At 65.6% G+C, this 21,663-nt stretch carries 14 protein-coding genes; 6 read left to right on the top strand and 8 right to left on the bottom strand.

All coding sequences use genetic code 11. The annotated features are described in order from the left end of the window. Positions 1-25: 25 nt before the first annotated feature. From ACVIHF_RS15805 to ACVIHF_RS15820, 4 genes are read right to left on the bottom strand one after another with little or no spacing between them, the layout of a single operon-like run. Positions 26-3,130 carry an efflux RND transporter permease subunit gene (locus ACVIHF_RS15805; RefSeq protein ID WP_456792261.1) on the bottom strand — a complete coding sequence of 1,035 codons (3,105 nt, stop codon included), beginning with the start codon at positions 3,128-3,130 and terminating at the stop codon, positions 26-28. Beyond that, positions 3,127-6,255: an efflux RND transporter permease subunit gene (locus ACVIHF_RS15810; RefSeq protein ID WP_456792262.1), complete on the bottom strand. Its 3,129-nt coding sequence runs from the start codon at positions 6,253-6,255 to the stop codon at positions 3,127-3,129. The genes ACVIHF_RS15805 and ACVIHF_RS15810 overlap by 4 nt, the downstream gene beginning before the upstream one ends. 48 nt (positions 6,256-6,303) lie before the next feature. Beyond that, the gene (locus ACVIHF_RS15815) at positions 6,304-7,752 is read right to left on the bottom strand and encodes an efflux RND transporter periplasmic adaptor subunit (RefSeq protein ID WP_456792263.1); all 1,449 of its coding nucleotides are present in this window, start codon (positions 7,750-7,752) and stop codon (positions 6,304-6,306) included. Then, positions 7,742-9,211, bottom strand: coding sequence for an efflux transporter outer membrane subunit (locus tag ACVIHF_RS15820; RefSeq protein ID WP_456794093.1), 1,470 nt, complete (start codon positions 9,209-9,211; stop codon positions 7,742-7,744). The genes ACVIHF_RS15815 and ACVIHF_RS15820 overlap by 11 nt, the downstream gene beginning before the upstream one ends. 614 nt (positions 9,212-9,825) lie before the next feature. Here ACVIHF_RS15820 and ACVIHF_RS15825 point away from each other — a divergent pair. Then, on the top strand, positions 9,826-10,860 hold the full coding sequence (locus ACVIHF_RS15825) for a cysteine synthase A (RefSeq protein ID WP_456792265.1): 1,035 nt from the start codon (positions 9,826-9,828) through the stop codon (positions 10,858-10,860). A gap of 149 nt (positions 10,861-11,009) precedes the next feature. On the opposite strand, the gene ACVIHF_RS15830 is transcribed toward ACVIHF_RS15825, so the two are convergent. Genes ACVIHF_RS15830 through ACVIHF_RS15845 form a run of 4 tightly spaced genes read right to left on the bottom strand, consistent with a single transcriptional unit; the run spans position 11,010 to position 15,524 of the window. Then, the gene (locus ACVIHF_RS15830) at positions 11,010-11,750 is read right to left on the bottom strand and encodes an amino acid ABC transporter ATP-binding protein (RefSeq protein WP_225161972.1); all 741 of its coding nucleotides are present in this window, start codon (positions 11,748-11,750) and stop codon (positions 11,010-11,012) included. 11 nt (positions 11,751-11,761) lie between these two features. Then, entirely contained in the window at positions 11,762-13,282 is a 1,521-nt protein-coding gene (locus ACVIHF_RS15835) for an amino acid ABC transporter permease (RefSeq protein ID WP_456792266.1), read from the bottom strand. Beyond that, positions 13,279-14,484, bottom strand: a complete 1,206-nt coding sequence (locus tag ACVIHF_RS15840; protein WP_456792267.1) for an amino acid ABC transporter permease — start codon at positions 14,482-14,484, stop codon at positions 13,279-13,281. Before ACVIHF_RS15840 ends, ACVIHF_RS15835 begins: the two co-directional genes overlap by 4 nt. Before the next feature lie 23 nt (positions 14,485-14,507). Then, the gene (locus tag ACVIHF_RS15845; RefSeq protein WP_028339759.1) at positions 14,508-15,524 is read right to left on the bottom strand and encodes an amino acid ABC transporter substrate-binding protein; all 1,017 of its coding nucleotides are present in this window, start codon (positions 15,522-15,524) and stop codon (positions 14,508-14,510) included. 328 nt (positions 15,525-15,852) lie between these two features. Between ACVIHF_RS15845 and metC the strand changes: the two genes are divergently transcribed. The 5 genes from metC to ACVIHF_RS15870 all read left to right on the top strand — a co-directional run bounded on the left by metC (position 15,853) and on the right by ACVIHF_RS15870 (position 21,653). After that, a complete protein-coding gene (metC, locus tag ACVIHF_RS15850) occupies positions 15,853-17,049 on the top strand; it encodes a cystathionine beta-lyase (RefSeq protein ID WP_456792268.1) in 1,197 nt (398 codons plus the stop codon). A gap of 281 nt (positions 17,050-17,330) precedes the next feature. Further along, a complete protein-coding gene (gene cpaB / locus ACVIHF_RS15855) occupies positions 17,331-18,131 on the top strand; it encodes a Flp pilus assembly protein CpaB (RefSeq protein ID WP_057016555.1) in 801 nt (266 codons plus the stop codon). A gap of 34 nt (positions 18,132-18,165) precedes the next feature. Continuing rightward, a complete protein-coding gene (locus ACVIHF_RS15860) occupies positions 18,166-19,614 on the top strand; it encodes a type II and III secretion system protein family protein (protein ID WP_038377148.1) in 1,449 nt (482 codons plus the stop codon). A gap of 33 nt (positions 19,615-19,647) precedes the next feature. Continuing rightward, positions 19,648-20,388, top strand: coding sequence for a CpaD family pilus assembly protein (locus ACVIHF_RS15865; RefSeq protein ID WP_456792269.1), 741 nt, complete (start codon positions 19,648-19,650; stop codon positions 20,386-20,388). Further along, complete coding sequence (locus ACVIHF_RS15870) at positions 20,385-21,653, top strand: AAA family ATPase (RefSeq protein ID WP_168858549.1); 1,269 nt, start codon at positions 20,385-20,387, stop codon at positions 21,651-21,653. Before ACVIHF_RS15865 ends, ACVIHF_RS15870 begins: the two co-directional genes overlap by 4 nt. Positions 21,654-21,663: the final 10 nt, after the last annotated feature.

The following is a 21,663-nucleotide window of genomic DNA, read 5'->3' on the forward strand; positions in this document are numbered from 1 at the left end:
TACGCTTGCAATCGTGCAATTCAAACTATTCCGCGGGTGCGTGCACGCCTGACGGCTCGCGGCGCTGGCGCAGCCGGTCGATCAACAGATAGATCACCGGTGTCGTGTAGAGCGTCAGGATCTGCGACACGAACAGGCCGCCGATGATGGTGATGCCGAGCGGCCGGCGCAGCTCGGTGCCCGGGCCGGTCGCGATGACCAGCGGAATGCCGGCGAACAGCGCGGCCATCGTCGTCATCAGGATGGGACGGAAGCGCGCGCGGCAGGCCTCGAAGATCGCGTCCCGCGACGACAGGCCCTGGTGCCGCTCGGCCTCGAGCGCGAAGTCGACCATCATGATGCCGTTCTTCTTGACGATGCCGATCAAGAGGATGATGCCGACGAAGGCGATCACGGTCAGCGGCGTGTTGGTCACCTGCAAGGCGAGCAAGGCACCGAGGCCGGCCGACGGCAGTGTCGAGATGATCGTGATCGGATGCGCCAGGCTCTCATAGAGCACGCCGAGCACGATATACATCGCGACCAGCGCGCCGAGGATCAGCAGCGGCTGCCGCCCGCTGGTCTTGTTGAAATCGCCGGCATTGCCGTCGAAGCTGCCACGAATGCCCTCGGGCATGTGCAGCTCGTTGACCGCCTGCTGGATGTTCGTCGTCGCGACCTCCAGCGGCACGTCCGGCAGGAGGTTGAACGACACCGTGGTCGAGGGGAAGCCGCCGGAGTGATAGACCGCGAGCGCCGACAATCCACGCTGGTAGTGCACCAGCGCCGACAGCGGCACCTGCACGTCGTTGGCGCCGGCAACGTAGATGCGCTCGAGGTTCGACGGATCGCTCTGGAATTTCGGATCGATCTCGAGCACCACGACGTACTGGTTGCGCTGGGTGTAGATGTACGAGATCTGCCGCTGCGAGAAGGCGTTGTTGAGCGCGTTGTCGATGTCCTGCACGCGGACACCGAGGCTGGAGGCGGTCTTGCGGTCGATCACGAGGTTGAGCTGCAGGCCGCCAGGATCGCGGTCGGAGGAGACGTCCGTGATGCCCTCCACCGTCTCCATGCGCTTGGCCACGATCGGCGCCCATTTCTGCAACAGATCGAGGTCGGTCGAGGCGAGCGTGTACTGGTAGTCGGAATCGCTCTGCCGGCCGCCGGTGCGGATGTCCTGGGCGGCGAACATGAACAGGCGGATGCCCGGCACCATGAACAGGTTGCGGCGCAGCCGGTCGATCACCTGCGCGGTCGACAGGCCTCCCCGCTCCTCCGGCGGCTTCAGGCTGATGTACATGATGCCGCGGTTGGAGGTGGCGCCGCCCGGGCCGCCGCCGGAGCCGACCGACGAGCCGATGCCGGCGACGGCGGGGTCGGCCATCACGATGTCGGCGAGCCGCTGCTGCAGCTGAAGCATCGCCTGGAACGAGATATCCGCCGATGCCCGCGTCGAGCCGATCACGAAGCCGCTGTCGTCGGTCGGGAAATAGCCCTTCGGCGTCTTGATGTAGAGCGTCACCGTCAGCGCGACGGTCGCGAAGAACACGACCAGGGTCAGGAAGGGATAGCCGAGCACGATCCGCAGCGTCGCTGCGTAGAACGCCACGACACGGGACAGCGTGCCCTCGATGACGCGATCGTACCAGGTGGCATGATCCGAGGTCGCCTCCCTGATGTAATGCGCGCAGATCATCGGCGTGATGGTCAGCGACACCACGGTCGAGACCGCGATCGCGAACACCAGCGTCAGCGAGAATTCGCGCAGCAGCCGCCCGACGATGCCATCCATGAAGATCAGCGGCGTGAAGGCCGCGATCAGCGACAGCGAGATCGACAGCACCGTGAAGCCGATCTGCTTGGCGCCTTCGACCGCGGCCGGATATGGCGCCATGCCCTGCTCGAGATTGCGGTACATGTTCTCGATCATCACGATGGCGTCGTCGACCACGAAGCCGACGGAGATCGCCAGCGCCATCAGCGACAGATTGTCGATCGAGAAGCCGGCGAGCCACATTCCGGCGCAGGTGCCGGCCAGCGCCAGCGGCACCGAGACGCCGGCGGCGATCGTCGGCACCACACGGCGCAGGAACACGAACACCACGATCATCACAAGCACTGCGGTCGCGAGCAGCGTGAACTGCATGTCCTCGACGCTGGCGCGGATCGTTCCGGTACGATCGACCAGGGTGGAGATCTCGACGCCCGCCGGAATCCATTTCCTCAGTTCCGGCAGCATCCTGCGAACGCCGTCGACGGTGTCGATGACATTGGCGTCGCCCTGCTTGGTGATCTGGATCAGCACCGCCGGCTGCCTGTTGAACCAGGCGATCGAGCGCGAGTTGCGCACGGAATCCTCGACCTCGGCGACGTCGGCGAGGCGGACGTAATTGCCGTTCGAGCTTTTGATGACGATGTCGCGGAATTCGGCCGCGGTGCGCATCTGCTTGTTGATCGAGAGCGTCTCGCTCAGCCGGCTGCCATTGAAGATGCCGACCGGTCCCAGCGGGTTGGCATTGATGATCGCGAGCCGGACGTCGTCGGTCGCGATTCCGGCGTTCGCCAGCGACACCGGGTTGAGCGCGATGCGCACCGCCGGCTGGTCGGCGCCGCTCACGGTCACCTCGCCCACTCCCGGCACCTGCGAGATGCGCTGCGCCAGCACCGTGTCGGCGACATCGTACATCGCGCTGGTCGAGATCGTCTTCGAGGTCAGCGCCAGCACAAATACCGGCGACGCGGCCGGGTTGGCCTTGCGGAACCTGGGCAGCGACGGCAGGTCGCTCGGCAGATCGGCGAGCGAGGCGTTGATCGCGGCCTGCACGTCGCGCGCGGCGCGGTCGATATTGCGGCCGATCGAGAACTGCACCTGGATGCTGGTGGTGCCGAGTGAGCTCGTCGAGGTGATCTGGTCGACGCCCGAAATGGTGCCGAGCTTGCGCTCCAGCGGTGCGGCGACGGTCGCGGCCATTACGGAGGGATCGGCCCCCGGTCTGGACGCCGACACCCGAATGGTCGGGAAATCGACATTCGGAACCGACGACACCGGCAGGAACTGGTAGGCGACGATCCCGACCAGGAACAGCCCGATCGCAAGCAGTGTGGTGCCCACCGGCCTGCGGATGAAGGGCTCGGAGATCGAGATCACTGCATGCCCTCGGTGGCGCCCGCGATCGGCGGGCCGCTGGGACCCGGCTCCGGCACGGCCCGCTCGATCCGGCGGTTGAGGCGGTCGAGCGCCAGATAGATCACCGGCGTGGTGTAGAGCGTCAGCAGCTGGCTCAGCAGCAGGCCGCCGATGATCGAGATGCCGAGCGGGAAGCGCAGTTCGGCGCCGGTGCCGCTTTCGATCGCGAGCGGCAGCGCGCCAAACAGCGCCGCCAGCGTCGTCATCATGATCGGGCGGAAGCGCAGCAGGCAGGCCTGCACGATGGCGTCATAGGACGACATGCCCTGGTGACGCTCGGCCTCCAGCGCGAAGTCGATCATCATGATCGCGTTCTTCTTGACGATGCCCATCAACAGGATGATGCCGATCAGGCCGATCACCGAGAGATCCTGCCCGCACAGCATCAAGGCGAGGATCGCGCCGACGCCGGCCGAGGGCAGCGTCGAGAGGATGGTGATCGGATGGATATAGCTCTCATAGAGCACGCCGAGCACGATATAGATCGTGATGATCGCCGCCAGGATCAGCCAGGGCTGGCCGGCGAGCGAGCGCGAGAATTCGGCGGCGTCGCCGGAATAGATCCCGACGATGCTGCCGGGCATTCCGATCCTGCTCTCGATCGCCTTCACGGCCGCGACCGCGTCGCCCAGCGCCTCGCCCGGCGCCAGGTTGAAGCTGAGCGAGACCGACGGGAATTGCGCCTGGTGCGAGATCGCGAGCGGCGCCGTGGTCCGGACCAGCGTCGCCACCGCCGACAGCGGCACCTGCGCGCCGTTGGCGCCGGGCAGATAGAGCTTGTCGAGAATCGACGGGTCGCGCTGATACATCGGCAGCGCTTCGAGCACGACGCGGTACTGGTTGGCCTGGCCGTAGATCGTCGATATCTGACGCTGCGCGAAGGCGTCGTTCAGCGTGTCGGTGACGCCCTGCAGACTGACACCGAGCTGGCCGGCACGCTGGCGATTGACGTCGAGCGCCGCCCGCAAGCCGCCCTCCTGCGCCTCGGACGAGACATCGCGGAAGATCGGGTCGCGCCGCATCTCGGCGACGAGCTTTTGCGCCCATTGCGAGACCTCGGCGGCGTCGGTCGCGGTCAGCGTGTACTGGTATTGCGAGCGGCTCGACTGGGTCGAGATCTGCACGTCCTGCACCGGCTGGAAGTAGACCGTCATGCCGGGCACCGTCGCGATCTTCTCCTTCAGCCGCTCGATCACCTTGACGACGCCCTCGCGCCGCTGGTCGAGCGGCTTCAGCGTCATCACCAGCCGGCCGACATTGGTGGTCGGATTGACCGAGCCCGAACCGATCACCGAGACAACGCCGACCACATCAGGATCGGCCTTGATGATGTCGGAGACCGCGCTCTGCCGCCGCTGCATCTCGGTGAACGAGACGTCGGGCCCGGCCTCGGTCACCGCCGTGATCGATGAGGTGTCCTGCAGCGGCAGAAAACCCTTCGGTGCCAGCACATACATGATCAGCGTCAGCGCGATGGTCGCGAACGTCACCAGCAGCGTCGCGCGCTGGCGCCGCAGCACCCAGAGCAGCGTCCGATGGTAGAATTCCACCATGCGGTCGATGAAACGGCTGACCGCGGCGAGGCCCGGGACCGCCATCTCCTCATGGATGTTCTTGAGCAGCCGCGAGCACATCATCGGCGTCAGGGTCAGCGAGACGATCGCCGAGGTCACGACCGCGATCGTCAAAGTGAGCGCGAATTCGCGGAACATGCGGCCAACCAGGCCGGACATGAACAGCAGCGGGATGAACACGGCGATCAGCGACACCGTCAGCGAGATCACGGTGAAGCCGATCTCGCTGGCCCCCTTCAGCGAGGCCTCCATCACAGTCTCGCCGCCTTCCATGTGGCGGACGATGTTCTCGATCATGACGATGGCGTCGTCGACCACAAACCCGGTTCCGATGGTCAGCGCCATCAGCGATAGATTGTCGAGGCTGAAGCCCGCGAAATACATGATGCCGAAGCTCGTGATCAGCGACAGCGGCAGCGCAACGCCGGCGATCAGGGTCGCGCGCAGCGACCGCAGGAACAGGAGCACCACCAGTGTCACCAGCACGACGCTCAGGATCAGCGTGAACTGAACGTCGCGCACCGAGGCGCGGATCGTCACGGTGCGGTCGGAGACAATGGTCAGCTTGACGCCGGCCGGGACCGCCCGCTGCAGCCGCGGGATTTCGCCGCGGATCTGCTTGACGACGTCGATGACATTGGCGCCCGGCTGGCGCTGGATGTCGATGATGACGGCCGGCGTGCCCTGGTACCAGCCGCCGGTGCGGTCGTTCTCCAGGCCATCGACGATCTGGGCGACGTCGCCGATCGTGACCGGCGAGCCGTTGCGATAGGCGATGATGATCGGCCGGTAGGCGTCGGCGGCGGCGATCTGATCGTTGGCGGCGATGGTGTAGGATTGCTGGGCACCGTCGAGCGATCCCTTCGGCCCCGACACGTTGGCACCGGCGATCGCGTTGCGCAGGTCCTCCATCGCGATGCCGTAGGCCGCGAGCCGGGCCAGATCGGCCTGCACGCGCACCGCCGGCTTCAATCCACCGAGGATCGAGACCCGGCCGACGCCGGAAATCTGACTCAGCCGTTGGCCCAGGATGGTGTCAGCGAGATCGCTCATCGCCCGCAGCGAGATCGTGTCCGAGGTCAGCGCCAGCGTCATCACCGGCGCGTCCGCAGGGTTCACCTTGGCGTAGACAGGCGGATACGGCAGCGTCTTCGGCAAGATGCCGGCGGCAGCGTTGATCGCGGCCTGCACATCCTGCGTGGCTCCGTCGATGTCGCGGTTGAGGTCGAACTGCAGCGAGATCTGGCTGACGCCGAACGAGCTCGTCGAGTTCATCGACGACAGCGACGGAATCTGCCCGAGCTGCCGCTCGAGCGGCGCCGTGATCAGCGAGGCCACCACGTCGGGGCTCGCGCCGGGCAGTTGCGTCGTCACCTGTACGGTCGGGAAGTCGACCTGCGGCAGCGCCGAGACCGGCAGCGCCCAATAGCCGAGCGCACCGCCGATCATCAGGGCGATGCCGAGCAGCGAGGTGGCGATCGGCCGGCGGATGAACGGTTCGGAGACGCTCATGGCTGCGTGCTCGCTGTAAGATCGGCCATTACGAAGTCAGGATGCCAGTCATGGCTGCGCCTTCGGCGCGCCGCCCGGCTGTTCGCCCCCTGCTGCCGGCGCGGGCGCCGGTCCGGTCTGCCCCTTCTGATCGCCTTCGCTATGCTCGTGCCGGCCGCGATGCTCGCCGTCCCTGCCCTGCCAGTCTTTCTTGCCGTCCTTGCCCTGCCCTTCGCCTTGGCCAGCGCCGCGCTTGCCGTCGGGATTGCGGCTGCGCTTGCGCGGCGCGAGATCGGCGGCCGGCGGCCCGTCGTCCTTGCCGACCACGACCTTCGCGCCATCGGCGAGATTGGCAAAGCCGGTCGTCACGACGCGGTCCGACGTGGTCAGGCCGCTGGCGATGACGGCCTCATGCTCGTTCTGCTGGGTGACCGTGACCGGCTTGGCGGTGACGACGTCGCCCTCGCCGATCACGTAGCTGAAGGTGCCGGCCGGACCGCGCTGCACCGCCGAGGTCGGCACCACGATCGCCTGCGGCAGCGTCTCGACCTTAAGCCGCACATTGACGAACTGGCCGGGCCAGAGCTGGTAGCTGGCGTTGGGGAATTCCGCCTTCAGCTTCAGCGTGCCGGTGGTCGGATCGACCTGGTTGTCGATGCCGGTCAGCTTGCCGGTATCGATCACGGTGACGCCGTCATTGCCGAACACATCGACCGCGAGCTGGCCCTTCGCCGCCGCGGCGTTGACGCGCATGATCTGCTGCTGCGGTAAACTGAACCACACCGCGATCGGCCGCAGCTGGGTCAGGATCACGAGCCCCGTGGTATCGGCGGCGTGGATGATGTTGCCCTGGTCGACCTGGCGCAGGCCCGCGCGCCCCGCGATCGGCGCGACGATCTTGGTGTAGCCGAGCGTGGTGCGCGCATTGTCGATCTGGGCCTGGTCGGCCTTGATTATGGCCTCCTGCTGCGCGACCAGCGCACGCTGCGTATCGGCCTGCTGCTTGGAGCCCGCGTTGGTGGCAGCGAGCTGCTCATAGCGGGCAAGGTCTATCTTCTGATTGGCGAGCAGCGCTTCGTCCTTGGCCTTCGTGGCCACCGCCTGGTCGTATTGCGCCTGATAGATCGCCGGATCGATCTCGCCCAGAACGTCGTCCTTCTTGACGTCCTGGCCCTCGACGAAATTCACCTTGAGCAGCTTGCCGTCGACCTGCGAGCGCACGGTCACGGTATTCAGCGCCCTCACCGAACCGACGCCGTCGAGATAAACCGGCACGTCATGCACCTGCGGCGTGGCCGCCAGCACCGGCACCGGCAGGTCAGGCCGCCCGCCCGCGCCGCGCCCGCCGCCGCCATTTTGCTTGGGCTGGAAGGCGAGCCAGCCGAGATAGCCGAGCCCGCCGAGGATCACGAGCGTGATGAGCAAGGACACCATGCGCCCCAGCACGCGCGAGAGAAGGCTCCGCTTGCGCGGCGCCGTGCGTTTCTCGTCGTCCGTCGAGTCGGGCTTAAAGAGCATCGACCGGTCTTTCCATCTTCGGTTCCCAGCCGCCCCCTAATGCTTGATATAGGCTCACGATCGCCAATAGCCGGGCCAGTTGGGCCTGCGAATAGGCATCTTCCGCCTGGAACAGGGTCAGCTGCGTGTTTAGCACAGTTACGATATCGGCGGTGCCGGCCTTGAGCTGCTGCTCGGCGAGGTCGAAGGCGCGCCGCGACGACGACAGCACGTCGCGCTGCAGCTGCAGCCGGCGCGTGGTCTCGCGGATCGCGACCAGCGCATTGTCGACGTCGGTGAACGACTGCACCACCGTCTTGCGGTAGGTCTGCAGCAACTCGTCCTGCTTGGCCTTGGTGTATTCGAAATTGCCGAGGATCCGGCCGCCGTCGAAGATCGGCTGGGTCATGCTGCCGACCAGGTTGAAGAAGGCGGCATGCGGCTGGAACAGCGAGACCAGCGCCTGGCTCTGGTAGCCGCCCGTCCCGGTCAGCTGGATGCTCGGGAAGAACTGCGCCCGCGCGCTGCCGACATTGGCGGTGGCGGATGCAAGCTGCGCCTCCTGCCGGCGGATGTCGGGACGCTGGGTCAGCAATTCGGACGGCAGGCCCGGCCTGACGCGCGGGATCGCAACGGCGTTGAGCGAGCCGCCGGAGACGCGCACGCTTTCCGGCGGCCGCGACACCAGCACCGCGAGCGCATTGATGCTCTGATCGAGCGTCTGCCGCAGCGGCGGCACCAGCGCGCGCTGGTTGGCAAGCACAGTCTCCTGCTGCGCGACGTCGAGATCGGAGCCGGTGCCGGCCTTGAAGCGCTCCTTGATCGCATTGAGGATGCGCTCGGCGCTGGCGATGTTGCGCTGCGCGGTGCGCAGCCGGTCCTGCGTCGCGAGCACGGTGAAATAAGCATTGGCGACGCTCGCCAGCGTGGTCAGCGCCACCACCTCGCGGTCGAACCGGTTGGCAACGGCGGTCTCCTCCGCCGCCTGCGCGGCGTCGCGGTTCTGGCCCCAGAAGTCGAGCTGATAGCTGGCGCTCAGCGAGGCGTTGTAGTTCACCACCTCGCGCCCGCCATTGGTGAGGCCGCTGGCGCTGGAGCCGGAGGTGCGCGAGTAGGTTTCCGATCCGTTGAGATTGAGGGTCGGCAGCAGCGCCGCGCCGGCCTGCCGCGCCAGCGCGTCGGCCTGGCGGAAGCGCGCAACCGCAGCGGCGATGTCGAGGTTGACGGTCTGCGCCTCCTCCATCAGCTGCGTCAGCTCCCTGGAGCGGAAGCCCCGCCACCAATCGAGCGTCGGCAGCGCGTCGCCCGGCCGGCCGAGACGCGCGGCCTTGTAGCCCTGCGGCACGTCGAGCGCTGGGTCAGGGATGTCCTGGGTCAGAATGCAGCCGGCAGAACCAACGACCAGGCCGAGCGCAACGAGCGAACGTGCCGCGAGCCGGCGCACGCGGGCGGCGAGGCCGAACCGGCCTCCAGGCACCATCACGGACACCGGCTGGGTCACACCCGTTCTCCGCCGAAGCCAGACTTCGCCCGTGGCGCACGAATGACGCGTTCAGCGATGGTCTGGGTGACGTTCACGGGGGTATGCTTCCAATGGAACCTGCCTGTCCCATCCTACCCTTGGGACAATGGGGCGGACAGCCCTGTCACGATTGCGTGGCGTCGCATCGCAAGCGATTCGTAGCTACCTTGAATGCCGACTTTTCCCTATTTTTTACGGCATTTCCGCGCATTTCGGACCGGTGCCGGAAGTCACGATTCTTACAAAGATTTCATGGGGATTTCTCGGCTCCTGTTGCATTGAATCCGCAAGATGTGCCGGCGCGGCGCCAGACTCGCGCCACCGCGCACCGCGCCGTCAGGTCTTGATTGGCCGAGAGCGCGCAACTCACGCGAAACCGCGGACCACAGGATGATTCTGCTGGCCGACCCGACCGCCGCAAAACGGCGTTCTCCCCAAGCTCGTGGCCTCCGCGCGTGCGACGTCAAGCGCGTTGGACCCGCCTTTTGCCGCAGTGCAAAAGCCCTTCCCTTTTTCGATCAGCACACTAGGTTCGCCAAGCAAGACACAGCCCGGCAAAGAAATTCCCCGACATGATATTCAACAAAGACGTCATCGAAGCGATTGGCAACACCCCGCTCATCAAGCTGAAACGCGCGTCCGAACTGACCGGCTGCACCATTCTCGGCAAGGCCGAATTCATGAACCCGGGCCAGTCGGTGAAGGATCGTGCCGGCAAATGGATGATCCTGGAGGCCGAGAGGCGCGGCACGCTGAAGCCCGGCGGCCTCGTGGTCGAGTCGACCGCGGGCAATACCGGGATCGGGCTTGCTGTCGTGGCGAGTGCGCGCGGCTACCGCACCCTGATCGTCATTCCGGAGACGCAGAGCCAGGAAAAGAAGGACATGCTGCGGCTGTGCGGTGCCGAGCTGGTCGAGGCGCCGGCGCTGCCCTTCGCCAATCCGAACAACTATCAGCATCTCGGCAGGCGTCTCGCGGAGCAGCTGCGCAAGACCGAACCGAACGGCGTGCTGTTTGCCGACCAGTGGAACAACCTCGACAATCCCAAGGCGCATTACGACTCGACCGGACCGGAAATCTGGCAGCAGACCGACGGCAAGGTCGACGGCTTCATCTGCTCGGTCGGCACCGGCGGCACGCTCGCCGGCATCAGCCGCTACCTGAAGGAAAAGAACCCGGCCGTCGTCACCGCCTGTGCCGATCCGCACGGCTTCGGCATGTACGAACTGTTCAAGAATGGGCAGGTCAAATCGACGCCGGGCGATTCGATCACGGAAGGCATCGGGCTCGGACGCGTCACGCCGGTGGTCGAGACGGCGAAGGTCGACACCGCGTTCCTGATCTCCGACGAGGAAGCCGTGACCATCATCTATGAGCTTTTGGAGCACGAAGGCCTGTGCCTCGGCGGCTCGACCGGCGTCAACATCGCAGGCGCGATCCAGCTCGCCAAGCAGCTCGGCCCCGGCAAGACCATCGTCACCATCCTCTGCGACTCCGGCAACCGCTATCAGTCCAAGCTGTTCAACCCGGCCTTCATGCGCTCGAAGAACCTGCCGGTCCCGGAATGGCTGGAAAAGCGCAGTAACATCGAGCTGCCGCTGGTCTAGGGAGCGAATGCGTCCCCGCAGACGTCATTGCGAGGAGCTATTGCGACGAAGCAATCCATGCTTCCGATGCGGAAGATTGGATTGCTTCGCGGAGCCTGTCATCCGGCGGCGCTTTGCGCCGACCGGGTGGCTCGCAATGACGGCAGAAATCACCGCAGAATCTGGCTCAGGAACAGCTTCGACCGCGCGTGCTGCGGGTTGGCGAAGAATTCCTGCGGCGTGTTCGATTCGATGATCTGGCCGGCGTCCATGAAGACGACGCGGTTGGCGACCTCGCGGGCAAAGCCCATTTCATGGGTCACGACCAGCATGGTCATGCCCTCCCTGGCAAGATCGACCATGGTGTCGAGCACTTCCTTTACCATCTCCGGGTCGAGCGCCGAAGTCGGCTCGTCGAACAGCATCACCTTCGGGTTCATGGTCAGCGCGCGGGCGATCGCAACGCGCTGCTGCTGACCGCCCGACATCTGGCCGGGAAACTTGTTGGCCTGATGCGGGATCTTGACCCGCTCGAGGAACTTCATCGCAGTGGCCTCGGCATCCTTCTTCGGGATGTTGCGCACCCAGATCGGCGCCAGCGTGCAATTGTCGAGCACGGTGAGATGCGGGAACAGGTTGAAGCTCTGGAACACCATGCCAACCTCGCGGCGGACTTCGTCGACACGACGAAGGTTCGGGCCGAGGTCGATGCCGTCGACCACGATCTCGCCCTCCTGGAACTCCTCCAGCGCGTTGATGCAGCGGATCAGGGTCGACTTGCCCGAACCGGATGGGCCGCAGATCACGATGCGCTCGCCCTTGCCGACCTCCAGGTTGATGTCGCGCAGCACATGGAAGTCGCCGTACCATTTGTTGAGAGCGGAAATGTTGACGATCGGGGTTGTGGACATGGTGACCTTGTTCAGTGGCGGCGGTGAGCGTTGAGCCGGTTTTCGACGAACAGCGAGTAGCGCGACATTCCAAAGCAGAACACGAAGTAGATCATTCCAGCGAAGGCGAAGCCGGTAAAGGCCGTGGTCGGCGTCGACCAGGTCGGATCGGAGAACGTCGCATGCAACGACCCCAAGAGGTCGAACAGCGCGACGATCGAGACCAGCGAGGTGTCCTTGAACAGCGCGATGAAGCTGTTGACGAGGCCCGGAATCACGTGGCGCAGCGCCTGCGGCATCACGATCAGCGACGTGGTCTTCCACCAGGACAGGCCGAGCGCGCTCGCCGCCTCGCCCTGCCCGCGCGGGATCGCGGCAAGGCCGCCGCGCACCACCTCGGCCTGGTAGGCGCCGGCAAACAGCGCAATGCCGATCAGCGCGCGGACCAGCCCGTCGACGTTGAAATTGCCCGGCAGGAACAGCGGCAGCATGTAGGTTGCGAAGAACAGCACGGTGATCAGCGGCACGCCGCGCCAGAACTCGATGAAGGCGATCGAGAAGATCCGGATCAGCGGAATGGTCGAGCGGCGGCCCAGCGCCAGCGCGATCCCGATCGGCATCGAGGTGACGATGCCGGTGACCGACACCACCAGCGTCACCAAAAGGCCGCCCCACAGCCTGGTGTCGACGATGGGCAGTCCGCCGCGGTCGAGCCCCATCAGCTTGATCACGATCGCGATGCCGGCAAAGCTCGCGAGGCTCCCGAGCAGCGCCCGTTGTCCGGTTCGCATGCCGCCGCCGAGGAAAAACAGGATCAGCGAGACGATCGCCGCGGTCAGCAGGAAGTCGAACCACAGCGGCTGGCCCGACATCTGGAGCTGCTCGCGCAGCCAGGTCAGCGGAAAGATCAGCCAGCCGATCAGGCTGCCGACGAGCACGATGATATTGCCGACGGCCCACAGCAGCGGCCCGATCGCCGAACTCCGGCTGAGATTGACCAGCGCCCGACCGGCATTGACGACGCTGTCGTCGAACAGCTGCAACAGGCTCGCGACCCAACTGACGCCGAAGCCGCCTAGTCCGCCGCCGCGCAGCAGGAAGAAGGCGACCGCCGGGAACGCGAAGAAGAACAGACCCGCATTCAGGCCCTTCGCCGGCAGGCGCGGAATAAGGAGTGGCAGCAACAGGACGGCCGCAAGGACGAAGGTCAGGTTGACGCGCCAGCGTTCGGCTTCCGGATAGAAGCCATAGATCAGCTGGGTGAGCTTGGCCTGGATGTAGGGCCAGCAGGCGCCGACCTGACGGCCGGCGGTTTCGGCGAGACACGCATTGCGGTCCTTGCCGCTCCAGACCGCATCGACCAGCAGGAACTTGAACGCGGGAACGATCGTGTACCAGAGCAGCCCCAGCGCCAGGATCGTCAGCAGGATGTTGGTCGGCGAATTCAAGAGCCGCGTGCGGATGAAACCGACGAGGCCGGTGGTCTTCACCGGCGCCCGGCGTTCAGGCACCAGATCCTGCCGGACGAAGGATGACGCGGTGGCGTCGGTCATGCCCCAAGGCTCCGGTTGATGCGCCAGCCATAGACGCTCATGATCGCGCTGGTGACCAGCGAGATCAGCAGGTACACGCCCATGGTGATGGCGATGATCTCGATCGCCTGGCCGGTCTGGCTCAGCGTCGTTCCGGCAAATACCGAGACCAGGTCGGGATAGCCGATCGCGACCGCCAGCGACGAATTCTTGGTCAGGTTGAGGTACTGGTTGGTCAGCGGCGGAACGATGACGCGCATCGCCTGCGGCACGACGATCAGCCGCAAGGTGGTGCCGCGCGACAGACCGAGCGACGAGCCGGCTTCCATCTGTCCCTTATGGACCGACAGAATGCCGGCGCGGACGATCTCGGCGATGAAGGCCGCCGTATAGGTCGACAGCGCGACCACCAGCGCAACCAGCTCCGGAATCACCCGCGCGCCGCCGGCGAAGTTGAAGCCCTTGAGTTGCGGCAGCTCGAAGGTCACCGGCAGCCCGAACACCAGCATCGTCACCAGCGGCAATCCGGCCAGCAGGCCGAGCACATAGGGCCAGATCCGGATCGCCTGCCCGCGTTGAAACAGCGCCCGCCTTGCGTAGCCGCGCAGCGCCAGCGTGCCTGCGACGCCAATCGCAAGCGCGATCAGAAACGGATCAAGCCCGGGCTCGCCGATCGGCCGCGGAATCACCAGCCCGCGATTGGAGAGGAAGAAGGCGTTGAACAGCGAGATGCTCTGGCGCGGCCCCGGCAGCGCCGCCAGCACCGCGAGGTACCAGAATAACAGCTGGAACAGCAGCGGCAGATTGCGGACGATCTCGACATAGATCTCGCCGAGCCGCGCCAACAGCCAGTTCGGCGACAGCCGGCACAGCGCAATGATGAAGCCGATCATGGTGGCGAAGACGATGCCAATGCCCGCAACCAGCAGCGTGTTGAACAGGCCGACAAAGAACACCCGCGTATAGGTATCCGATCCCGAATACGGGATCAGATTCAGGCTGACATCAAAGCCCGCATTGTTCTTGAGAAACCCGAACCCGGAGGCAATGCGCTGCGTCTCCAGGTTGGCGCGGGCATTGGCCACGATCTCATAGGCGACCCAGGCCAACACCGCCGCGAACACGATCTGCACGGCAAGGCCAGTCCAGCCGGACTGGCCGCCGAGCGCGCGCTTCAGGCGGAAGATGAACTGCAGCGGTGGTTTTCGGGGCTCGGTCGTCATCGCCGCAGCCGCCTCGTCGCCGATCAGCGGATCGGAGGCGCGTACTGGATGCCGCCCTTGTTCCAGAGATTGTTGAGCCCGCGTGCGATCTGCAGCTTCGACCCGACGCCGACGTTGCGATCGTACATCTCGCCGTAATTGCCGACGGCCTTGATGATGCGGGAGAACCAGTCCTTGGTCAGGCCGAGCTGCTCACCGAGATTGCCGTCGGTGCCGAAGGCGCGCTTGAGGTCGGGCTTGTCCGACTTGGCCATCTCGTCGACGTTCTTCTGGGTGACGCCGAGTTCCTCGGCATTGATCTGGGCGAACAGCGCCCACTTCACGATGTCGAACCACTGGTCGTCGCCATGGCGAACCATCGGGCCGAGCGGCTCCTTGGAGATGATCTCGGGCAGCACGACGTGGTCGGCCGGGTTGGCGAGCTTCAGCCGCTGCGCATAGAGTTGGGACACGTCGGAGGTGAACACGTCGCAGCGGCCGGTCTCGTAGGCCTTCACGGTCTCATCGGCGCCGGCGAACGCGATCACCTCGTACTTCATGTTGTTACCCTTGAAGTAGTCGGCGAGGTTCTGCTCGGTCGTGGTGCCGGTCTGCACGCAGACCGACGCGCTGTTCAGCTCCAGCGCCGAGTTCACCTTCAGCGACTTCTTCACCAGAAAGCCCTGCCCGTCATAATAGGTCACGCCGGTGAAGTTGGCGCCGAGCGAGGTATCGCGCGACAGCGTCCAGGTGGTGTTGCGCGACAGCACGTCGATCTCGCCCGACTGCAGCGCGGTGAAGCGGTCCTTGGCTGACAGCGGCACGAACTTGACCTTGGACGGATCGTCGAAGATCGCCGCCGCGATGCCACGGCAGATGTCGACGTCGATGCCGGTCCAGTTCCCCTTGTCGTCCGGCGAGGAGAAGCCAGGCAGGCCGCCGCTGACGCCGCAGGACAGCTGGCCTCGGTCCTTGACCGTCTTGAGGGTTTGCGCCGAGGCGGCCTGGACCGACAGGGCGGCGGCAGCGGCAAGGGTGACAGCCAGGGATACGCGTTTCATGGGCGGGGCCTTTCAGGGTCGTCCGGTGGACGTTTGCATTGTGATCGCCTCGCGTTCACGGGCCATCCCAATGATCCCTTGCAGCAAAAATGCCGATTTGACCGGCAGTTTGACGTGCAAACCGGTCAGGCAACGGATCGTAGGTCGCGGCAGGCCCCTCAACGTGCGGCGACTGGTAGTTGCGCCGCATCACATAGCGACTGACGAGCCGGGTCAAGGGGTTGACGCATGTCTTCTACCTCTTGTTAGTAACACCTCCCGGCCCGGCCCCGTCTTCCCGGCGCGGTACGGCTGCGGCAAAAAGTCTAAAGTTTAACGGCAGCGCTCCATGACCTCCTCCGACGGCTCCACGCCCTCCCACCCGCAACAGGCCGCCACCCGCCTGGTCACGGCCGGCCGCGACACCAAGGCCCAGAAGGGCTTTGTCAATCCACCGGTGTTTCACGGCTCTACCGTGCTCTATCCGACCGCGGAGGACCTGCACGCCCATCGCGCCGAATTTACCTATGGCCGCCATGGCAGCCCGACCACGCGGGCGCTGCAGGACGTGCTGATGGCGCTGGAAGGGCCGCAATGCGCTGGCGTCGGCCTTGCCCCGTCGGGACTGGCGGCGATCAGCACCACGCTGCTCGCCGTGCTCAAGACCGGCGATCACCTCCTGGTGTGCGACAATGCCTATCGGCCGACCCGCAATTTCTGCGACAACATGCTCAAGCGCTACGGCATCGAGACCAGCTATTTCGATCCGCTGATCGGCGCCGGCATCGAGACGCTGTTCAAGCCGAACACCCGCGCGGTGCTGATCGAAGCGCCCGGCTCGCAGACGTTCGAGATGCCGGACGTGCGGGCGATATCGGCCGTGGCGCACGCCCGCGGCGCGCTCATGATCGACGACAACACCTGGGCGACGCCGCTCTATCACCGCTCGCTCGAACAGGGCGTCGACATCAGCGTGCAGGCCGGCACCAAATATATCGGCGGCCACTCCGACATCATGTTCGGCACCATCGCAGCCAATGCGAAAGCCTGGCCGCTGATCCAGGAGGCGATCCGCCTGCTCGGCGTCTGCGCCGGCCCCGACGACGTCTATCTCGCGCTGCGCGGGGTTCGCACGCTATCGGTGCGGCTTGCGCAGCACCACCGCTCCGGACTCGAGATCGCGCGCTGGCTCGGCGCGCGGCCCGAGGTCGATCGCGTGCTGCACCCTGCCCTCGACACCGATCCCGGGCACGCGATCTGGAAACGCGACTTCACCGGCGCCTCCGGGCTGTTCAGCATCGTGCTGAAGCCGGTGCCACAGACCGCGGTCGATGCAATGCTGAACGCGCTCACTTTGTTCGGCATGGGCTTTTCCTGGGGCGGCTTCGAAAGCCTCGCCATCCCGTTCGACTGCAGCGACTATCGCACCGCGACCAAATGGTCGCCGGGCGGGCCGACGCTGCGGCTGCATATCGGGCTCGAGAATCTCGACGACCTCAAGGCCGATCTCGACCGTGGATTTGCGGCGTTGAAGGCCGCGCTCTGATCCTCGCGCCCTGCCACGTTAGACGACATTAACCACGCTCCACCGGCGCTGACGCCGCGTTGCGACCAACGTCGTACGCCTTAAGCACGCGCGATCTCCGGGATTCTGCGGAGATGCAACGGCGCCGATAACTCGCCGTTCACCATCCCCACCAATCCCTTAATTGTCCGGACCTTCCATCAAGTTCCCTTATACTTTTGCGGCCGTAGTGATGCCTCGGGAAGGGCTGTCAGTGCCGCAAGGACGCGATTGCCCTGTGTGAAGGGCATTCAGACAATCGCATGAAAACGGCACGCATCGTGGTCCTCGGCATCGCCGGCGTCGCAGGCCTCGCGGCCATGTATCTCGCGAGCGTTGGCGATCGCAAACCGGCGCCGGTCGCGCCGCCCGTCGCGCAACTGCCGACCGTCGAAGTGCTGGTCGCAAAGTCCGACATCGGGCTCGGTCAATCGGTCAAGGCCGAAGACATCCAGTGGCAGCGCTGGCCGGCTGAAACTGCAAGCAGCGCGTTCATCCGTCACGACGCCAACGCCAATGCCATGAACGACATCATCGGTTCGATCGCACGCGCGCCCTTCATCGTCGGCGAACCGATCCGCGAGCAGAAGCTGGTCAAGGCCAACGGAAGCGGCTTCATGGCCGCGATCCTGCCCTCCGGCATGCGCGCGATCTCCACCGAAATCTCGCCGGAGACGGGCGCCGGCGGCTTCATTCTGCCGAACGACCGCGTCGATGTGATCCTGTCGCGTCGCGACAAGAATCCCGATCAGCAAGGCGGCCGCGATATCGTCACCACTGAAATCCTGCTGTCCAACGTCCGCGTGCTGGCGATCGACCAGGCGCCGAAGGAGAAGGACGGCAACAACTCCCTCGTCGGCAAGACCGTGACCCTCGAGCTCAAGCCCGAACAGGCCGAGACGCTGGCGCGCGCCCGGCAGAGCGGAACGCTGGCGCTGGCGCTGCGCAGCATCGCCGACGTCAACGAGCAGACCGACGAGACCAGAGACCATGCCCCGAAGCGGGGCGAGAGCATCAAGGTGGTGCGCTTCGGCATCCCGAGCTCTCTGACGACACAGAAGTGATGGGGGCTTCGATATGACGACGGGTGCGAAACAAATGGCGACGTCGACCACGCTGGTCCGCGCGCTGTCATTGTCGGCGATCACTGCGCTGATGCTGATCCCTGCCCTTGCCAGCGCGACCGATCCCGACAAGAACGCGGATGTCGCGGTGACGAGCAGCATCGCCGCCAAGACGCGCTCCGTCTCGCTCGGCGTCGGCAAGTCGGTCGTGGTCGACCTGCCGCGCGAGGCCAAGGACGTTCTGGTCGCCGATCCCAAGATCGCCAACGCCGTGATCCGCTCGGCGCAGCGCGCCTATATCATCGGCGCGGCAGTCGGCCAGACCAACGTGGTGTTCTTCGACGCCGACGGCAACCAGGTCGCCTCCTACGACATCGCGATCAAGCGCGACCTCAACGGCATGCGCGCCGCGCTGAAGCAGATGCTGCCCGGCGTCCAGATCGAGGGCGTCGGCGACAGCGTCGTCCTGACCGGCACGGTGGCAAGCCCGGTCGAAGCCCAGCAGGCGGGCGACATCGCCGCCAAACTGGTCGGCAGCGCCGACAAGGTCGTCAATTCCATCGTGGTCCGCGGCCGCGACCAGGTGATGCTGAAAGTCACCGTCGCCGAAGTCCGCCGGGACGTCGTCAAGCAGCTCGGCGTCGACCTCAGCGCCAATATGAACTACGGCACCGCCGCGGTGGTCTTCAACAACGCCAACGCCTTCACGGCCAATAACGGCGCGCTCGCCCCCAACAACGGGCTGACGGGCGCAGCCCTGAACAAGCTCGGCGTACCGACGGTCACGGCGACGCTGCGCGCGATGGAGAGCGCCGGCGTGGTCAAGACGCTGGCCGAACCCAACCTCACCGCGATCTCCGGGGAGTCGGCGACCTTCATTTCGGGCGGCGAGTTTCCGATTCCGACCGGCGTCACCTGCCAGACGACGACGTCGGGCACGATCGGCAATTGCGTGCAGACCGTCAGCTTCAAGAAGTTCGGCATCTCGCTCAACTTCACGCCGGTGGTGCTGACCGAGGGACGGATCAGCCTGAAGGTGATGACCGAGGTCTCCGAAGTCTCGATGGAGAACGCCCTGACCGGCGGCCAGAACGGCACGACCATTCCCTCGATCAAGACCCGCCGCGCCGACACCACGCTGGAAGTACCCTCCGGCGGCTCGATCGCGATGGCCGGGTTGATCCAGGAGCAGACCAAGCAGGCCATCAACGGCATGCCCGGCGTCGATCAGATCCCGATCCTCGGCCAGCTCTTCCGGAGCCAGGACTTCGTCAACAACGAGACCGAGCTCATGGTCATCGTGACGCCCTACGTGGTGCGCGCCGTTGCGCAGAAGGAGCTGTCCCGTCCCGACGACGGATTTGCCCCGGCTTCCGACGCGCAGTCGGCACTGCTGGCGCGCGTCAATCGCATCTACGGCGTTGCCGCACGCAGCGAGCCGATCGGCGCCACGCCGGTCAATTTCGGCTTCATCATCGACTGAGGCGCGGACCTGAAGGGGTTGGGGGATCCTATGATGACACGCAACACACAAGCCGGTTGTGCCAGGACGCTGTCGCTGTTGGGCGCCCTCGTCGTCAGCGCGATCGCGCTCGGCGGCTGCAATCTGACGGGCGACAATCTTGCCACCGGCACCGTGGGCGACGACTACCGGCAGCGGCATCCGATCGCGGTGACCGAGGGCGAACAGTCGATCGTCGTCTTCGTCGGCCGCGCCCGCGGCAACCTCACCGAAGCGCAGCGCGACGACGTCATGGGGCTGGCGCGCACCTGGCGCCGCGAAGGCACAGGCGCGATTGCGATCGACGTGCCGGCCGACAGCTCGAACGCGCGCTCGGCACAGGCGGTGTATCAGGAGATCCGCGGCCTGCTGGCGTCGATGGGCGTACCCGCCCATGCCATCACCAGGCGCTCCTATCATCTCGATGATCCGCGCGCGCTTCCGACCATTCGGCTGAGCTATCCGAAGATGGCCGCCGTCGCCGGTCCCTGCGGAGTGTGGCCGAGCGACCTCGGTCCCTCGATCTACAATCCGAACTACAACCAGAACAAGCAGTACGACAATTTCGGCTGCGCCACGCAGCGTAACCTTGCCGCGATGGTCGCCAATCCGTCCGACCTCGAACAGCCGCGAACCGAGACCGCAGCCTATACGCCGCGCCGTACGATCGCGTTCGATAAATACCGCAAGGGTGAGTCGACCGCGACCGCCTACCCCGAAGCCGAGAAAGCCAAGCTGAGCGACGCCGCGAAATGACCGAACAACAAGACGAGCCGCAGCACGCCAACGATTACATCGCGCCGGCGCCGCGGATTTCCGTGCAGGCCTTCTGCGCCAGCGTCGCGACCGCCGCGAACGCACGCGCGGCTGCCGACGACCGCCGGCTAGCCAAGGCTCATCTCTCGGTCCATATGGGCGGCATCGCCGCGGCAATCGACGCCTACCACAAGGCGCCGACGCCCAACGTCATCATGCTCGAGACCGAGCCGGATCATGATTTCCTGGCCGGTCTCGACGAGCTCGCCACGGTCTGCGATCCCGGCACCCGCGTCGTGGTGCTCGGCACGGCCGGCGAGACTGCGCCGTATCGCGAACTGGTCCGGCGCGGCGTCAACGACTACGTTATCGGGCCGGTCAAGGTGCTCGACATCGTGCGCTCGATCTGCAGCCTGTTCTCGGCCTCCGAAGCGGTCTCGGTCGGCCGCCTGATCGCGGTCGCGGGCGCCAAGGGCGGCGTCGGCGCCTCGACCATTGCTCACAATGTCGCCTGGACCATCGCACGCGACCTCGGGCTGGATTCGGTCGTCGTCGATCTCGACCTCGCCTTCGGTACCGCCGGGCTGGACTATAATCAGGACCCGGTGCAAGGCATCGCCAACGCCGTGTTCTCGCCTGAGCGTCCGGACTCTGCCTTCATGGAACGCCTGCTCGCAAAGTGCGGCGATCACCTCAGCCTGCTGGCGGCGCCGGCCACCCTCGACCAGGTCTACGATTTCGGCGCCGAGGCGTTCGATGCCATCTTCGATACGATGCGCATGACGACGTCCTGCATCGTGCTCGACGTGCCGCATCAATGGACCGCCTGGACCAAACGCGTGCTGGTCGGTGCCGACGATATCCTGATCGTGGCCGAGCCCGACCTCGCCAACATGCGCAACACCAAGAACATGATGAACCTGTTGAGGACCGCGCGTCCGAACGACCGTCCGCCGCTCTACTGCCTGAACCAGGTCGGCATGTCGAAGCGCCCCGAGATCGAGGTCAAGGATTTCGCCAAGACCATCGAGAGCCAGCCGATCGCGGCGATCCCGTTCGACTGCAGGCTGTTCGGTGAAGCCGCCAACAACGGCCAGATGATCGCGGAAGTCTCCGCGCGTCACCGCACCACAAGGACTTTCCTGCAGATCGCGCAGCGCCTCACCGGCCGTCCCGATCTCGCCGAAGCCCGCGAGTCGTTCCTGTCGCCGATCCTCAAGAAGCTGCAGTCGCGCCGAACCGACGGGCGCCGGGTCGCCGGCTAGCGTCCCGCCT

The organism is Bradyrhizobium sp. USDA 4506 (genome assembly GCF_054058795.1).

Bases quoted from the DNA above. Each gene is read 5' to 3' on its own strand.
- ACVIHF_RS15810 (WP_456792262.1), bottom strand. From the start codon at position 6,255: ATGAGCGTCTCCGAACCGTTCATCCGCCGGCCGATCGCCACCTCGCTG.
- ACVIHF_RS15815 (WP_456792263.1), bottom strand. From the start codon at position 7,752: ATGCTCTTTAAGCCCGACTCGACGGACGACGAGAAACGCACGGCGCCG.
- ACVIHF_RS15820 (WP_456794093.1), bottom strand. From the start codon at position 9,211: ATGGTGCCTGGAGGCCGGTTCGGCCTCGCCGCCCGCGTGCGCCGGCTC.
- ACVIHF_RS15825 (WP_456792265.1), top strand. From the start codon at position 9,826: ATGATATTCAACAAAGACGTCATCGAAGCGATTGGCAACACCCCGCTC.
- ACVIHF_RS15830 (WP_225161972.1), bottom strand. From the start codon at position 11,750: ATGTCCACAACCCCGATCGTCAACATTTCCGCTCTCAACAAATGGTAC.
- ACVIHF_RS15835 (WP_456792266.1), bottom strand. From the start codon at position 13,282: ATGACCGACGCCACCGCGTCATCCTTCGTCCGGCAGGATCTGGTGCCT.
- ACVIHF_RS15840 (WP_456792267.1), bottom strand. From the start codon at position 14,484: ATGACGACCGAGCCCCGAAAACCACCGCTGCAGTTCATCTTCCGCCTG.
- ACVIHF_RS15845 (WP_028339759.1), bottom strand. From the start codon at position 15,524: ATGAAACGCGTATCCCTGGCTGTCACCCTTGCCGCTGCCGCCGCCCTG.
- metC (WP_456792268.1), top strand. From the start codon at position 15,853: ATGACCTCCTCCGACGGCTCCACGCCCTCCCACCCGCAACAGGCCGCC.
- cpaB (WP_057016555.1), top strand. From the start codon at position 17,331: ATGAAAACGGCACGCATCGTGGTCCTCGGCATCGCCGGCGTCGCAGGC.
- ACVIHF_RS15860 (WP_038377148.1), top strand. From the start codon at position 18,166: ATGGCGACGTCGACCACGCTGGTCCGCGCGCTGTCATTGTCGGCGATC.
- ACVIHF_RS15865 (WP_456792269.1), top strand. From the start codon at position 19,648: ATGACACGCAACACACAAGCCGGTTGTGCCAGGACGCTGTCGCTGTTG.
- ACVIHF_RS15870 (WP_168858549.1), top strand. From the start codon at position 20,385: ATGACCGAACAACAAGACGAGCCGCAGCACGCCAACGATTACATCGCG.